Source organism: Pseudomonas sp. BF-R-24 (assembly GCF_019947335.1).
Classification (GTDB): domain Bacteria; phylum Pseudomonadota; class Gammaproteobacteria; order Pseudomonadales; family Pseudomonadaceae; genus Aquipseudomonas; species Aquipseudomonas jessenii.
Map to the genome: position 1 here is coordinate 81554 of NZ_JAGYGG010000018.1, position 15661 is coordinate 97214.

A 15661-nucleotide genomic window follows, 5' to 3' on the forward strand; every position below is an offset into this window, starting at 1 on the left:
TTAGCATTCTAGTTCAGAACATCATAGTCTAAACATCATTTCCCATTACAGGAGTACGCAGAAAATATGCAAATATTTATCTTGCACCCAGGAAAAGCTGCGTATCCAGAAATAGCAGCATACAAAGATTTTTTTGGCGATCGCACTAGAGTCATCGATGGAACACTTGTTGAGTACAATTCCATTTCAAATAAATCGGATTATCTCGTTTGGTGCATTATGGGTTTTTACCCAAAATCCATTCAGTCGAGGTTCTTGATACATGACTACAGATCATTGTCAGTGGGAAAATTCCCCAAAATAAAAGATGCAATCAAACGCATTAGCATGCAAAAGCCTAATTTAAGAATCTTTCAGAACGAAATCATAGAAAGAGTCATGAATTTCAAAGATGACGCCCCCAGCATATATTTACCCATGGGCGTCCCCAGTTGGATTTATAAAATCAGCGAAGACGAATCATTGCCAAAAGGAACTTTCTGCTATATCGGAGAGATAACAAAAGAAAGAGGCATGGATTTAGTTATAGATGCTTTTATAAAATCAAGACGAGAAGACGATACCTTTGTCTTGGTAGGAAATTCAGAAGAAGAAATTTATACGAAATTCAAAGACTCGCCCGGTGTAAAATTCACTGGAAAAATAACACAAAGGCAAGCTTTAGCCATTGTCAAAAATAGTGATTACACCATCTGCCGAATACCTAAAAAATATCCGTATGATCACCAGATGCCTACTAAATTTATTGAGTACGCTGCACTGGGCAAAACGATTATATGCAACGACAGCCCATCAAACATGATGGCAATTAACACTTTAAAATACCCTGCATTAATCGCTGACGACGCCATTTTCTCAAAAAACCTCTTTAGCAAACTTGATTCATGGAAAGATCAATTTAGTGCTTTCACTGGTTTGGATTGGCAGGCAGTGATCGAAAAATCAGGTATTAATTCATACATAGCGCAAGAACTAGAAGAGCAGTGATGATGCATTCCACAGCATATACGCGCAGCCAGAAGAGCCTTACATATACTCTACTCTCAGCCCTCGCGATTCTTGTACTTTTCTTTCTATTCAAACCATTTATTACGATTTGGCTGCTAATGGCAAGCGGCTCACTCTACCTAGCCACATCAGAGAAAAATGCACGATTAATAGTTACACTTATTATTAGCCTAACAGCTATCGTACTCACGCCATATATCTCAACTAAAACAGGGCTAGCAATTGCCGGCAATGATAAAAAACTTTACTTAGAGTTCATGTATCAGTTCTTAAGGAGTGACTTTTTACAATCTATTTCGACACAACCTGAGTTTGTTTCGTTTTTTATAATCAAAGTAGCAGCGCAATTATTTGGCCCTAGCGACGAAGCTTTCGCGCTTATATTTCTCGTATCTTTTACTTTATTGGCCATCGGCGCTATTAGAATCAATCAACGCGCATCACTTGCATTTATGCTGTTCTTCTTGTCCTCATCTGTATTTTTTAATGTTTTTGGAAATACTATCAGGCAGGGACTCGCGCTTTCCTTTATATTCATAGTTATCTCCGAACAAAGTAGAAGAAAGTACTTATTTATGCTACTTGCGATTTTTTCGCATTTTTCTGCATTTGCTCTCGCCCCCTACATACTAATTCGAGGTTTAATCCTTCGTTTAAGTTTGAAAAGCACTGTGTTGTTTTTTTGCTGCTCATACATTGCAGGCTTTACAGTCTCATACGTTATGAATATGTTCTCATTTTCCTGGGAGTATCTTGAAAAAAAGAGAAGCCTATATGTCGACCTTGTAAGTGAGGAAAGCGGCATTGCCAAAATCACTTTCTTCGTAATCTTGGCAATTGTATTATTTACTAGAACGAAATTAGGATCGCGATTAGCTCAAAAGGCCCAGAAGACAACAACAAAAGAAATAACGGCACTAGATTCGCTGTATGCCTTAACCGCGTACATATCGCTTCTGTTGTTTTTCGTCATGCAAATTACCGACTTTTTCGCAAGATACTACCTCTACTTCCTCGTTATTTCTGTCTTCTATATTTCGATCTATATTTATACAAGGAAAAGCAATACCATTCGGGTCTTAGGTGTTTTATTCATAGTTCTTTACGCTTCTGCTTCGGTGGTGAACAATTTTTATAAATTCCCCCTATTCTACTGCAGCAAATCTAGCGATTTCCTCACTGACAATGTGCTCGCAATAATTGGATGTCTCTAAAATTCAAGAGCACTAGCCTTCTAGGAGTTTATTTTGAAAATTGTTCATGCTACCGAAATCGACATAGGCGGAACTGCAACTGTTTTGCACTTATTATTAACAAACCAAATTGCAGACACTAGTATTTCTTCATTAGCTTGCGTGATTCCAAAAACATTAGAATCCACTTTAACCACAATACCTAAAGAGACTTTTCGCACATACGAACGCACTGGCCGCAATATAAAGTCCTTGTATAATTTTTGCTCTGCGTTCGCTAAGACCGTGTGGCAGCAAAAGCCTGATATTGTGCACATCCACAGCACTTTTGCAGGCATACTTGGGCGTCTGATTTTATTATTCATGCTTCCGTTTAGAAGACCAAAAATCGTTTATTGCCCTCACGGATTTTCATTCCTAATGGAAGGCTCTAATATCAAAAGAAAAATTTTTTCTTATCTTGAAGTTCTTCTATCTCTAGCGACTCATAAGATAATTTGCGTCAGTAACTATGAAAAAAATTCAGCTATCAACTCTGGAATAAACCCTAATAAAATAGTGGTTATCCACAACGGTACACCTATCATTGAGGCATCCACAAGCACTCAAAACTCTCCTTACACTGGTGCTAAAGAAATAAAAAACTATCTCTTTGCTGGAAGACTTGATGCCGCGAAAGGCTTTGATCTTTTACTTTCCGCAATGAGAAGGATAGATGACAAAAGCATACACTTGACAGTAGCGGGGATTAGCTCAAACGAAGTGCATGACTCCGCAAAACTAGATAACATCAACTACCTCGGTTGGATGAAGTCTGAGCAACTACGACCATACTTTATTCACGCAGATGCGCTTATTCTACCAAGTCGCTGGGAGGGCTTTCCTATGGTTGTACTGGAAGCAATGAGCTTGGGCATTCCAGTACTAGCCAGTAATTGCACATCCTTATCGGAAGCAGTCGATCACGGCCAAACAGGCTTGCTATTTGACACGTCGGATATTGATAACATCTCAAATGCCTTAACCGCCATCGATCAGAATACACTCAAACAGATGGGCGTGAAGGGGCGAGAGCGCTTCCAAAAATATTTCACGTCCGACATTATGACCAAGTCTACCATTTCACTATATTCCAAGCTTAAGCATAACAATGGGATGCGAAACCTAAAAGGAGCAGTATGAGAACCGCAGTAATTTTCGGTGGATCAGGGTTTATTGGTGTATTTTTCGCAAAAAAACTGCTCGGCATAGGATTTAACAAAATCTACTTATATGATCGAGAGCAAGTCGCTGACAAACCTTTTCCTTACAGAAAAAAATTAGTACAAGACGAACCTCGGATAATCGAAATAAGAGGCGATGTCCGCCAATCAATAGAATGGATCCCAGAGGAGCAAATAGAGCTAACAGCAAACTTTGCTGCCGTCCATAGAGAACCAGGCCACAAGGACTTCGAATATTTCGAAACAAATCTATTAGGAGCGGAGAATGTTTGTTCTTGGGCGGAGAAGGTAAGTTGCAACCAAATTATTTTTACTAGTTCAATTTCTCCATATGGCCCTAGCGAATCCCGAAGAGACGAACAGTCATTACCTACCCCGAAGACACCCTATGGAAGCTCTAAGCTAGTCGCGGAAAACATCCACAAGATTTGGCTTGCAAAAAACAAAAATGAAAGAAATCTGGTTATCGTTAGACCGGGTGTTGTCTTCGGCCCTGGTGAAGGTGGCAATGTTTCCAGACTGATAAAGGCCGTTATACACAGATATTTTTTCTACACAGGCAATCGTGGCACCAGAAAAGCTGGGACATATGTGAAGGAACTATGCGAAGCATTAGTTTGGGTTTTAGATCGACAAAAAATACAGCAAGAAAATTTTTCACTATTTAATATGTCAATGAATCCTGGCCCATCAATTCAAGAGTACACAGAAACTGTATGTAAGGTCGCAGGTTTACGGCGAACCCCCCCCAATATCCCATCACTTTTTCTCTTGGTCGCCGCTTATTGCATTGACTTTATTGCTAGACCTTTAGGCATAACACATCCTTTTAGTCCGGTGAGAATCAAAAAGCTCACTCGCTCGAACAACATTCTCCCCACTTACCTGATCGAAAATGACTATCAATATGTTTACACATTGGAGACTGCTTTCAAGGACTGGAAGAAAGACTGCCCCTCCGAGTGGACCTGACTGCTTAATCGGGACAGTTAAACGTGCCGCCACATTCAGAATCTCCTCCAGTCTATTACATCCCTAATTGACCAATCACGCTGAAGCTCTAGGTACGGGTCAACGCATCGGTCATAAGTCAAAACCTTAAGTACCACATTTTTCAACGCTGCTGCATCGTCGTCTATGCGTGTAGGAGGCGCAAAAGGAAAATAAGTAGAAAATTTGCGTTTCGCTAGCATCGCAAGCAAAAAATCTTAGTTTCGAAACGACATGCTAGCTTGCATTTCAGACACTTCCTGCAATACCCTTAACCCAATAACCCCCAAGGATTATTCCTTCAAGGAGCATGAACATGAAAAAGCTACTGGCCATCGCCCTCGCTACCTCCATCAGCCTGCCATTGATGGCTGCTGGAACCGCACCAGCAAAAACCCCTACCACCGCCGCTACAGCGCCTGATGCAACTTCTGGCCTGTCCCTGTCCACTCCAATCGCTGGCGGTGTAACCGTCGGTACTGGTCTGGCAATCGGCGCTGGCGTAATCGCTGCTGGCGTTGCTGCTTCCAACAGCGGTGGCGGCGGCGGTAACGACGGTACCCCAGGCACTACCGGCACCACTGGTACTACCGGCACTACTGGTACCACTCGGTAACAGACCCCCGCTTAAAGTTCGATACGCTAACCTCCCAGCCTTGCTGGGAGGTTTTGTTTTGCCTATTCCCTTCGAGCAATTTCTACAATGAATCGCGCGCTTCCCTTGGCCATGCTGGTTGGCCTGACCCTGCAAGGTTGCATTTTCTCCCCTGGTCAGCACATGGACACGGGTAATCTGGTACGTGAAGGTTCGCCGGAAAGCAGCCGTATTGAGCTGGTTCCGATTACACCGAAGCTGGTCGCTATTGAGGCGGCGGCAGACCACTCCAACGTGGTAGCCCCGGAGCTGCTGCGCTATCAACCGGCCGAGTACCGGCTTGGTGCTGGCGACCTGGTCTACATCACCGTTTGGGATCACCCCGAGCTGACTGCTCCGTCCGGTCCACAGCAGCAAATTGAAGCAAACGGACGCCTGATTCGCCCGGATGGCACGCTCTTCTACCCCTATGTAGGCACCATCGAAGCAGCCGGCAAAACCATTGACGAACTGCGTTCAATCATTGCCTCACGCCTGGCCAAGGTTGTTGCCGAACCCCAGGTGGATGTCAGCGTCCTGCGTTTTGTCAGTCAGAAAGTGATCCTCTCGGGGGCTTTTGGTAAAACTGGCCAGTTGCCGATCACCAACACGCCTTTGAGCCTGTTGGACGCTGTTGGCCAAGGCTCAGTACAAACCGGCACTGCCGATATTTCCGGACTGGTGCTCAAGCGCGACGGCCGTGAATACCTGATCGATCTCGACGCGCTCAATCGCAAGAACTCGAACCTGCACAATCTCTACCTGAAAGACGGCGACCAATTGCACCTGCCCTACAACGACCAGAAAAAGGTCTATCTGTTAGGTGAAGTCACTGCAGCCCGTCCGCTTGTTTTCAAGGGCAGCAACATGAATCTCACCGATGCCCTTGGCAGTGTTGGCGGCCTACGTCAGGAAACCTCCAGCGGCAAGGAGGTTTATGTAATCCGTGGAGTTGAGAATCTGGCAGACGAACCAGTCAAGGTGTTCCAGATCGACTTGAAGTCGCCGTCTGCGTTTGCCCTTGCCCAGAAGTTCAAACTGAAGCCCCAGGATGTGGTTTATGTCGGCCCGGCCGATGTCACCCGCTGGAACCGCTTTATCAGCCAGGTCTTCCCAACTGCCAACCTGCTGCGTACGGGTGTTGCTATTCAAGATGACATGGGCAGCGAAAACTAAGATTTGGAATTCTTGTGAAATTTCTGCGACTGGCCACCCTGGCGGTGGCCTCCTTGCTGGTGAGCGCCTGCAATCCGTTGATGACCGCTTCCATGGACACGCTGAAGGCCGCGTTCGAAGGGCCTGAGCCCTTGGAGCTGACTCGCCGGCAGGTCGATGCAACGCCTTACTACCAGATCACCATCGCGGCCCCTACGGGTGAAGCCGTGATGGCGTTAGTGCGTCTGCAGGATGGCGTGGGCTTCTGGATGGCCTCGACTCGCCAGATCCTGATGCTCGAGGACGGCCTGGCCATTCGCAGTGTCGGTTTCAACGACAATCTGGATGGCACTCGCTTCGACGGCGTGTCCCCGTTCAAGACCGGACTGCACCGTATTCCCGATGGCCTGCAAACCCGACGTCAGGTGGACTTTAACGACGGTTATCGAATGGGTGTCAGCGTGACCAGCCGTTTCAACAGGAAGGGTTTGGAGACCGTGCACATTCTCGACCGCGACGTGGAGTTATTGCGCGTGGACGAAGATATCTCAATGGACGGCCTGGGCTTCACCGCGCAGAACCGCTACTGGGTCGACCCCGCCGATGGTTTCATCATGGCCAGCGAGCAACACCTGACCCCCGAATTGCCCCTACGCATTGTTCAAGTGCGCCCGAATAAGCCGGTAGTGCAATGATTTTTCGCTCTTCCTGGCTGCTTTGCTGCAGCCTGCTCATGACTTTTGCCGCAAATGCTGACTCGCTGGTCACGGTGCAGGGCGATGCCGCCAAGCCCGGACATTACTCGATTGTGGACGGCACGCGCCTGCATGACGTGCTGCTGGAGGCTCAGGTAAGCCCCAAGGCTTATCTGCTCGGGGCCGCCTGGCTGCATACCCCTCTGCGTGATGCGCAAGAGCGTCTCAAGGTTGGTGTTCTTTTCGATCTGTCGACCTTGCACAGTAATGCGCTTGTGGGCGATCAGGCTGGGTTGGCGGCACTTGCCGCGAGCCTTCGCGAAAAGGTGCAGGCCATGCCGGTGACAGGACGCAAGGTCGCCCAACTTGACCCGGTGCAGGTGGAATTGAACCGCGTTAATAATCGCTTCCTGAGTGACGGCGATGTGCTGCTTTACCCGCCTCGCCCAACCACGGTTCGGGTCGAAGGTGCGGTACTGGGTGAGTGCGAATTGCCGTTCCAACCGTTACAAGCAGCGATTGACTATCTCAAGGCTTGCCCACGCGATCCAAACGCTGACGCCGATTGGCTGTTCGTGATTCAGCCTGACGGCCGGGTATTCAAGGATGGCGTGGCTCTGTGGAACGAAACCACATCCGTACCACCTGCCCCAGGCGCACGCATTTACGTGCCGGTGCACTACAGCAAACAAGGCGATCGCACGCCTGATCTGAATACCGAACTGGCTGCCTTCATTGCCACCCAGCCATTGCTGGAGGTTAAGCCATGAAGTATCACTTGATCCCTTGCTTGTTGCTGGGTTGCAGTACGTGGGCGGGGGCAGAACCGCGTTATACCCAGAGTGACTTTGGTGGTGTGGGGCTGCTGCAAACACCTACTGCGCGCATGGCGCCTGCGGGTGAGTTGTCACTGAACGCTAACCGTACCGATCCTTACAGTCGTTATAGCGTGTCCTTTCAGCCGTTCGATTGGTTGGAGGGTTCGTTCCGCTACACCGCTATTACCAACCGCGATTATGGTTCGGAAGATTTGAGTGGCAACCAAAGCTATAAGGACAAGGCAATCGACGCCAAAGTGCGCCTGCTCGAAGAGTCTCACTGGATGCCGCAAGTGGCGCTGGGTGCGCGTGACATTGGTGGTACCGGCTTGTTCTCCAGCGAATATTTTGTCGGCAACAAACGCTTTGGCAATTTTGACCTGAGCCTGGGCCTGGCATGGGGTTACATTGGCAATCGTGGTGACATGGACAATCCGTTGGGCTGGCTCGACGACAAGTTCGATGAACGTCCCAATACCAACATTAGTCAGGCGGGTGACTTCAACGGCAACCAGTACTTCCGCGGTTCGCCCTCCTTCTTTGGCGGCGTAACTTACCAAACGCCCTGGGACCCACTGTCTCTGAAGCTCGAATACGAAGGCAACGACTACCAGCACGAACCGCAGAACAACAACCAGGTCCAGGACTCGCCAATCAACCTCGGCTTCGTCTTCAAAGCCAACGACTGGATCGATCTGCACGCTGCCTGGGAACGCGGCAACACCGCGATGTTCGGCATCACCATGCACACCAACTTCGCCACCCGCAAGGCGCCGACCAAGAGCTTCGACCCGAAGCCTGAACCTGTGTCGGACACCAAACCCATGGTCGCGCCGCAAGATGTGCAGTGGGCGGGTGTCGCCAAGCGCCTGCAAACCAACGCGGGCTACACGGTTTCGCGCATCACCCAGCGGGATTCCGAAGTCATTGTTTATGGCGAGCAAGGGCGTTATTTCCATACGCCGAAAGCCGTCGGCCGCGCTTCGCGCATTCTGGACAACAGCGTCAACGACGAAATCGACTGGTTCACCATGGTCGACACGCGCTACAGCCTGCCGGTCGAGGAAGTCAGCGTGCCTCGCGATACCTTCCGTGAAGTGGTGCAAGAGGATCGTCCGCTGGAAGACCTGCGTCGGGTGACCGAGATGAACGTCCCGGTACCGCATCAGGAAAAGACCCTGTTCGAGCAAAAGCCTGACCCGCTCAGCTATGGCTTGGGTCTGGGCTACAAGCAAAACGTCGGCGGCCCCGACGGGTTCCTGTTGTACCAGTTCAGTGCGGACTTGAATGGCGAGTATCGCTTCAAGCCTGATCTGTGGTGGAGCGGCACCCTGAGCGCGAACTTGGCGAACAACTTCGACAAGTTCAAGTACGACGCACCTAGCGGTCTGCCACGTGTGCGTACCGACCTGCGCCAGTACATGACGACTTCGGAAGTCACCATGCCGACCTTCCAGATGAACAAGGTCAAACAGCTGGATGAGGACCTTTACGGCATGCTGTACGGCGGCTATCTGGAATCGATGTTCGCCGGTGTCGGTGGCGAAGCGCTGTATCGTCCGATGGGCGAACGCTGGGCCGTGGGTGTGGACATGAACTGGGTCAAGCAGCGTGACTTCGATCAGGGCTTTGGTCTGCGTGACTACGACACCATCACCGGCAATGCCACGCTTTACTATCGCAGTTCGTTCCAGGACATTCTCGGTGCGGTCAGCGTTGGACGTTATCTGGCCAAGGACTACGGGGTTACCCTGGACCTGTCCCGTGAATTCAACAATGGCGTGCGTTTCGGTGGCTGGATGACGGTGACCAATGCGACCAAGGAAGAGTACGGCGAAGGTAGCTTCGGCAAAGGCATTTACTTCTCGATTCCGTTCGACGAATTGATGGCCAGCTCCACCACCCGCCGTGCCAGCCTGGCGTGGACGCCGCTGACCCGTGACGGTGGTGCCGCACTGGCGCGCAGCTACTCGCTGTATTCCCTGACGGAGCGTCGCAACATCGACCTGTTCCACAACAACTTCTACAAGGTCACCGAATGAAGCAGCGAGTCCTGCAAGCCCTGCCCAAACTGGCGTTTTTCGTGATCTTGCTGGTGCTGTGTTTCGCCGGGATGCGCGGCGAGCCGGTGCCTCAGGTGTTCGAGAACCAGGACAAGCTGCATCACTGGGCAGGTTTCGCCTGCCTGACGGTGAGCGCCTATCTGGCGTTCCCCGGCACGCGGTTGATCTGGTTGTTGTTCTGGCCGTTGGTGGGCTCGATGGTGATTGAGTTGGAACAGAGCCTCATGCCGCTGCGTACTGCGTCCCTGGGTGACATGTTGGCCAATGCCACGGGCGTGACGTGCGGTATGTTGGTGATTCTGGCGTGGCGCGGGTATCGGAACACCAAGTTCAAAAAGGCTTCCGAGCTGGCGTCGTGAAGCGCTAGCTGATGTTTTTCGGGAACCAGCGCGCTCCCACTCTTTGTTAATTGAAACTATCGAGGCTTATGAGTTGGCTGGCTACGTCGCCTGAAGACCTAGCCAGCTCAATGGTGATGCCTCTCTAAGCGTTTTTAATTGCTAGCCAGCAGCCTTGCCAACCCAACGCTCATCGATGTCTGCTCAGGAAGCTTGAATCGCTCTAATAGCCGCTTGTTGTTCGCTCGCGAATGCCGGATATCACCCGAGCGGCCCGGGCCATAATTGATAGGTGGCAGCTCTCCCAATACTTCAGTTAAAGCATCGAGCATTTGGTTAAGTGTCGTCGCGCGATTCATTCCGACATTGATTGCGCCTATCTCAACCTGCGGCACCTCAATCGCTTGCACCAACACGTTAACCAAGTCTTCTACGTATACGAAATCTCGGGTTTGCTCACCGTCGCCGAAAATGGTGATAGGCAGTCCTTTCCGAGCTCGCTCACTAAATATGCTGATTACGCCAGAATACGGTGAAGATGGGTCCTGGCGCGGGCCAAAAATATTGAAAAAGCGAAATACTACGGGCTCCAGTGCATGTTGGCGCTGATAGAAATCGAGATAATGCTCGCTCGCCAGCTTGTCCGAGGCATAGGGAGTCAATGGCGCTTTTGGTGTTTCCTCATCGATTGGGAAACCCTCACCATTATTTCCGTACACCGCTGCACTCGAGGCAAATACAACGCGTTTGACTTTGGCTTGGCGCATAGCCTCACAAACGTTCATCGTGCCAACGAAGTTGCTTTGATGGGTCCGTACCGGATCATCAACCGAAGCCTGAACTGAAGCCACTGCAGCTAGATGTGCAACCGCCTGACATCCAACCATTGCTTGAGCAACGGCACCGGCATCAGCAACATCTCCCACAATCAACTCAAGCGAAGAGTTATTTAGCGGGAGATTGCAGCGTTTACCGGTCGACAAATCATCGAAGACCCGAACAGCGTAACCTTTAGCCAGTAATGCGTCTGTCAGGTGGGAACCAATAAATCCGGCACCCCCAGTGATTAAAATAGGGCCATTAGCCATGATCAAAACCTATCCATAATTTTCGGGAGGGGTTTACATCCTCTCGATGATGTTCCCTGATTTCAGTTTGAGTGCAAAGAATGTAAAGCACTTACTTAGGTGCGGTACTCAAATTGCGACTCAGCGAAGTCGAATTATCCCACAGATCATTCGGTAAACACGAGATTGGTTAATGCTAAGCGGTCCATGGATCACGATGTACACATCTCATCGACTTCTGTATCTGGGCATCGGACGCATCTCGCCCCTGTGCTCGGCATCAACGTCGTTTCTAAAATGAGAGAGTGATTGGTCTGACTCTGCGTAAATGTCAGACGCAGGCTTTGGAGGACTCCTGCTGGCGAAATCACCTATTGGGTGAGCACCTCTAATGCGAAAAAATCTGTTCCCATGCACATTTAAGTCGACCTCTCGCCCCTCATCTGAAAAATAAACTCAACAAATCCCCTCCCCCGCCGACACCCTGTCAAAGCCTCACGGATTGAAAACGCCATGCGTAACAACCAGCCTATTACACAACGCGAACGAACCTTCCCCGCTCAGCAACGGTTGATTTCCACCACCGATGCCAAGGGCATGATCACCTACTGTAACGATGCTTTCGTTGAGATCAGTGGGTTTTCCCGAGAGGAATTGATTCGTGCGCCGCATAACCTGGTGCGTCACCCCGACGTGCCGGCAGCGGTGTTCGCGCACATGTGGGGCACGCTCAAGCAAGGCTTGCCCTGGATGGGCATTGTGAAGAACCGCTGCAAGAGCGGCGATCACTACTGGGTTAACGCCTATGTGACACCGATCTTCGAAGGCAATCAGGTGATCGGTTACGAGTCGGTGCGGGTCAAGCCCACCGCCGAGCAGATCCGCCGTGCCGAAGCGCTCTACCAGCGCATCAACCAGGGTAAGTCGGCTGTTCCCTCCTCGGATAAATGGTTGCCGATGCTGCAGGACTGGCTGCCGTTCATTCTGGTCAGCCAATTGAGCTTCATGATCGGTGCCTCGTTGAACTCCCACTGGGGGTTTGCCCTGGCTGCGGGGCTCTCGGTGCCACTGGGCCTGATGGGCCTCCAGTGGCAACAGCGAGGCCTCAAGCGTTTGCTGCGCCTGGCCGAGCAGACCACCTCCGATCCGTTGATCGCACAGATGTACACCGACAGTCGCGGCGCCCAGGCGCGTCTGGAAATGTCCATCCTCAGTCAGGAAGCACGCCTGAAAACCTGCCTGACGCGTCTGCAGGACACGGCCGAACACCTGACCGATCAGGCCCGACAGTCCGACGCCCTGGCGCACAACAGCTCCAGCGGCCTGGAACGTCAACGGGTCGAGACCGAGCAAGTGGCCACCGCGGTCAACCAGATGGCCGCGACCACCCAGGAAGTCGCCAGCCATGTGCAGCGCACCGCTGATGCCACCCAGGAAGCCAATCGCCTGACCGGTCGTGGTCGTGACATCGCCGGGGAAACCCGCGAAGCCATCCAGCGCCTGTCGGTGGTGGTTGGTGAAACCGGCGTGACCGTGACCCAACTGGCCAAGGACAGCAACGAAATCGGTGGCGTGGTCGACGTGATCAAAAGCATCGCCGACCAGACCAACCTGCTGGCCCTGAACGCCGCCATCGAAGCGGCCCGTGCCGGCGAGATGGGTCGTGGTTTTGCGGTGGTGGCCGACGAAGTCCGTCAGCTGGCGCAACGCACCAGCGAGTCCACCGGGCAGATTCACGCGCTGATCGCCAAGCTCCAGCACACCGCCGGCACTGCCGTGCAAACCATGGAAGCCGGGCATCGTCAGGCGGAAGAAGGCGTGGCGCGGGTACTGGAAGCGGACCAGGCGCTGGTGGGGATCAGCGAAGCGGTGGCCAACATCACCGACATGACCACCCAGATCGCCGCCGCGACCGAAGAGCAAAGTGCCGTGGCCGAAGAGATCAGCCGCAACATCAGCAACATTTCGGAACTGGCGGACCAGACCTCGGAACAGGCGCAGAACTCGGCGTTGCTGAGTGAAGAGCTGACCAAGACTGCCAATACCCAGTACTCGTTGGTGGAGCGATTTAACCGCTGATTGTGGTTGATTCATAAAAAACCCGGACAGTAGAAGCTTCCGGGTTTTTATTGCCACTCTGAAAGTGATGTTGCCTGGCAGGTCGCATTCGCGAGCAAGCCCGCTCCCACATTCGACCGTATTTTTCTGTTAGAACCCGGTCAACTGTGGGAGCGGGCTTGCTCGCGAAGAGGCCCTCAAGGGCATTAAAAATCTCACTGAAGAAATGCAGCCACTCTCTGCGCCGCAGCCGCCAAATGCTGCTCATGGCTAAACCCCGAAGCCTTCAGCGGCTTCAAGTCATGATCCCCCGCCACCAGCCAGAACACCTCGATACCCGGCGATAGCGCATAACCCTCGACCGCCTCCCGGTTGCCCAACGCATCGCGCTCACCTTGCACGATCAAGGTCCGCGTCTTCAGCCCCGCCAAATGCTCAACCCGTGGCTTCTCCGGTTTGCCCACCGCATAGAACGGATAACCCAGGCACACCAGCCCATCCGCGCCCAACTCATCCGCCAGCAGACTGGCCATGCGCCCGCCCATGGACTTGCCGCCGATGGCCAGGGGCCCAGTGACATGGCGTCGCACCTGGGCATACACCTCACGCCAGCATTCCAGCAGTTTCGGCGCGGGGTTCGGCGGGCGTCTACCGCCATCGAGGCGCCGTTGCGCCATGTAGGGAAACTCGAAGCGCAACACGTTGACGCCTTGAGCGGCGAGGCGTGCAGCCATGTCGCTCATCCAGTCGCTGTCCATCGGTGCGCCGGCGCCATGGGCGAGGATCAGCGTCGCCGCAGCCTTGCCAGCGGCGGCATTCCACAACCATCCATGATCCCGTACGCACTGCGCCCATTGATCCCCGTCAATACCGGCCTTGTGCCCTTTGTCCATGCTTGCCTCGCTTTTAGTCTGCCTATAACTCCGGCCGAAGGGTGCACTGCCTTGCGCTGCGCGCTCACTTCGGCTGAACCGTGGATGGGGAACCATGAACACTTCTATCAGTACCGCCTACAACTACAAGGTGGTCCGCCAATTCGCCATTATGACGGTGGTGTGGGGCATCGTCGGCATGGGGCTCGGGGTTTTTCTCGCTGCCCAGTTGGTCTGGCCCGAACTCAACTTCAATTTGCCGTGGACCAGCTTCGGCCGCCTGCGCCCACTGCACACCAACGCCGTGATCTTCGCCTTTGGCGGCTGCGCGTTGTTTGCCAGTTCGTTCTATTCGGTGCAACGCACCTGCCAGACCCAATTGTTTGCGCCGAAAATCGCCGCGTTCTGTTTCTGGGGCTGGCAGCTTGTGATCCTGCTGGCAGCCATCAGCCTGCCGCTGGGCTACACCAGCTCCAAGGAATACGCCGAGCTGGAATGGCCGATCGACATCCTGATCACCATTGTCTGGGTCGCCTACGCCATCGTGTTCTTCGGCACGATCATGCAGCGCAAGACCAAGCACATCTATGTCGGTAACTGGTTCTTCGGTGCGTTCATCGTCACCGTGGCGATCCTGCACATCGTCAACAACATGGAACTGCCGGTCAGCTTCACCAAGTCCTACTCGCTGTACTCCGGTGCCACCGATGCGATGGTGCAATGGTGGTACGGGCACAACGCCGTAGGCTTCTTCCTCACCGCCGGTTTCCTCGGGATGATGTATTACTTCGTGCCGAAACAGGCCGAACGTCCGGTGTACTCCTATCGTTTGTCCATCGTGCACTTCTGGGCGCTGATCACCCTTTACATCTGGGCCGGTCCGCACCACTTGCACTACACGGCGCTGCCGGACTGGGCGCAGTCGCTGGGCATGGTGATGTCGCTGATCCTGCTGGCGCCGAGCTGGGGCGGTATGATCAACGGCATGATGACCCTTTCGGGTGCCTGGCATAAGTTGCGCAGCGACCCCGTCCTGCGCTTCCTCGTGGTGTCGCTGGCGTTCTACGGCATGTCGACCTTCGAAGGGCCGATGATGGCGATCAAGACGGTCAACGCCCTCTCCCACTACACCGACTGGACCATCGGCCACGTACACGCAGGCGCCTTGGGCTGGGTGGCGATGATCTCCATCGGCGCGCTGTACCACATGATCCCGAAAGTCTTCGGACGCGAGCAGATGCACAGCATCGGCCTGATCAACGCGCACTTCTGGCTCGCCACCATCGGCACCGTTCTGTACATCGCCTCGATGTGGGTCAACGGCATCGCCCAGGGCCTGATGTGGCGTGCGGTGAACGAGGACGGCACGCTGACCTACTCCTTCGTCGAAACCCTGGTGGCCAGCCACCCAGGCTTCGTCGTGCGGCTGGTGGGTGGCGCGATCTTCCTCAGCGGCATGTTCCTGATGGCCTACAACACCTGGCGCACCGTGCGGGCCTCGCAGCCTGCCGAAGTCGCCGCTGCCGCGCAGATGGCCTGAGGAGTCC

Annotated in this window: 14 protein-coding genes; 12 read left to right on the forward strand and 2 right to left on the reverse strand. The window is 52.6% G+C overall.

What is annotated here, in order from left to right; translation table 11 throughout:
• The first annotated feature begins 66 nt into the window (after positions 1-66).
• The 10 genes from KGA98_RS16085 to KGA98_RS16130 all read left to right on the forward strand — a co-directional run bounded on the left by KGA98_RS16085 (position 67) and on the right by KGA98_RS16130 (position 10138).
• Positions 67-987 (forward strand): glycosyltransferase, encoded by a 921-nt coding sequence (locus KGA98_RS16085; protein WP_223502777.1) that lies wholly within the window; start codon positions 67-69, stop codon positions 985-987.
• Positions 987-2222, forward strand: a complete 1236-nt coding sequence (locus KGA98_RS16090) for an EpsG family protein (RefSeq protein ID WP_223502778.1) — start codon at positions 987-989, stop codon at positions 2220-2222. Before KGA98_RS16085 ends, KGA98_RS16090 begins: the two co-directional genes overlap by 1 nt.
• A 33-nt stretch (positions 2223-2255) precedes the next feature.
• Positions 2256-3383: a glycosyltransferase gene (locus tag KGA98_RS16095; RefSeq protein ID WP_223502779.1), complete on the forward strand. Its 1128-nt coding sequence runs from the start codon at positions 2256-2258 to the stop codon at positions 3381-3383.
• Complete coding sequence (locus KGA98_RS16100; protein ID WP_223502780.1) at positions 3380-4396, forward strand: NAD-dependent epimerase/dehydratase family protein; 1017 nt, start codon at positions 3380-3382, stop codon at positions 4394-4396. Before KGA98_RS16095 ends, KGA98_RS16100 begins: the two co-directional genes overlap by 4 nt.
• Positions 4397-4730: 334 nt before the next feature.
• Entirely contained in the window at positions 4731-5030 is a 300-nt protein-coding gene (locus KGA98_RS16105) for a hypothetical protein (protein ID WP_223502781.1), read from the forward strand.
• A gap of 87 nt (positions 5031-5117) precedes the next feature.
• Positions 5118-6224, forward strand: a complete 1107-nt coding sequence (locus KGA98_RS16110; protein ID WP_218542918.1) for a polysaccharide biosynthesis/export family protein — start codon at positions 5118-5120, stop codon at positions 6222-6224.
• A gap of 14 nt (positions 6225-6238) precedes the next feature.
• Positions 6239-6898, forward strand: a complete 660-nt coding sequence (locus KGA98_RS16115; RefSeq protein ID WP_223502782.1) for a YjbF family lipoprotein — start codon at positions 6239-6241, stop codon at positions 6896-6898.
• Positions 6899-6936: 38 nt separating this feature from the next.
• Entirely contained in the window at positions 6937-7668 is a 732-nt protein-coding gene (locus KGA98_RS16120; protein WP_223502783.1) for a capsule biosynthesis GfcC family protein, read from the forward strand.
• Complete coding sequence (locus tag KGA98_RS16125) at positions 7665-9758, forward strand: YjbH domain-containing protein (protein WP_223502784.1); 2094 nt, start codon at positions 7665-7667, stop codon at positions 9756-9758. The genes KGA98_RS16120 and KGA98_RS16125 overlap by 4 nt, the downstream gene beginning before the upstream one ends.
• Entirely contained in the window at positions 9755-10138 is a 384-nt protein-coding gene (locus KGA98_RS16130; protein WP_223473527.1) for a teicoplanin resistance protein VanZ, read from the forward strand. Before KGA98_RS16125 ends, KGA98_RS16130 begins: the two co-directional genes overlap by 4 nt.
• A gap of 134 nt (positions 10139-10272) precedes the next feature.
• Here KGA98_RS16130 and KGA98_RS16135 read toward each other — a convergent pair whose 3' ends face one another.
• The gene (locus tag KGA98_RS16135) at positions 10273-11205 is read right to left on the reverse strand and encodes an NAD-dependent epimerase/dehydratase family protein (RefSeq protein ID WP_223502785.1); all 933 of its coding nucleotides are present in this window, start codon (positions 11203-11205) and stop codon (positions 10273-10275) included.
• Positions 11206-11697: 492 nt separating this feature from the next.
• Here KGA98_RS16135 and KGA98_RS16140 point away from each other — a divergent pair, with 492 nt between their 5' ends.
• Entirely contained in the window at positions 11698-13263 is a 1566-nt protein-coding gene (locus KGA98_RS16140; RefSeq protein ID WP_159389584.1) for a methyl-accepting chemotaxis protein, read from the forward strand.
• Positions 13264-13457: 194 nt separating this feature from the next.
• Here the strand turns inward: KGA98_RS16140 and KGA98_RS16145 are convergent, their stop codons facing one another.
• Positions 13458-14135 carry an alpha/beta fold hydrolase gene (locus KGA98_RS16145; protein ID WP_223502786.1) on the reverse strand — a complete coding sequence of 226 codons (678 nt, stop codon included), beginning with the start codon at positions 14133-14135 and terminating at the stop codon, positions 13458-13460.
• 94 nt (positions 14136-14229) lie between these two features.
• On the opposite strand from KGA98_RS16145, the gene ccoN reads away from it, so the two are divergent.
• Positions 14230-15654 carry a cytochrome-c oxidase, cbb3-type subunit I gene (gene ccoN, locus KGA98_RS16150; protein WP_102668942.1) on the forward strand — a complete coding sequence of 475 codons (1425 nt, stop codon included), beginning with the start codon at positions 14230-14232 and terminating at the stop codon, positions 15652-15654.
• The last annotated feature ends 7 nt before the right edge of the window (positions 15655-15661 follow it).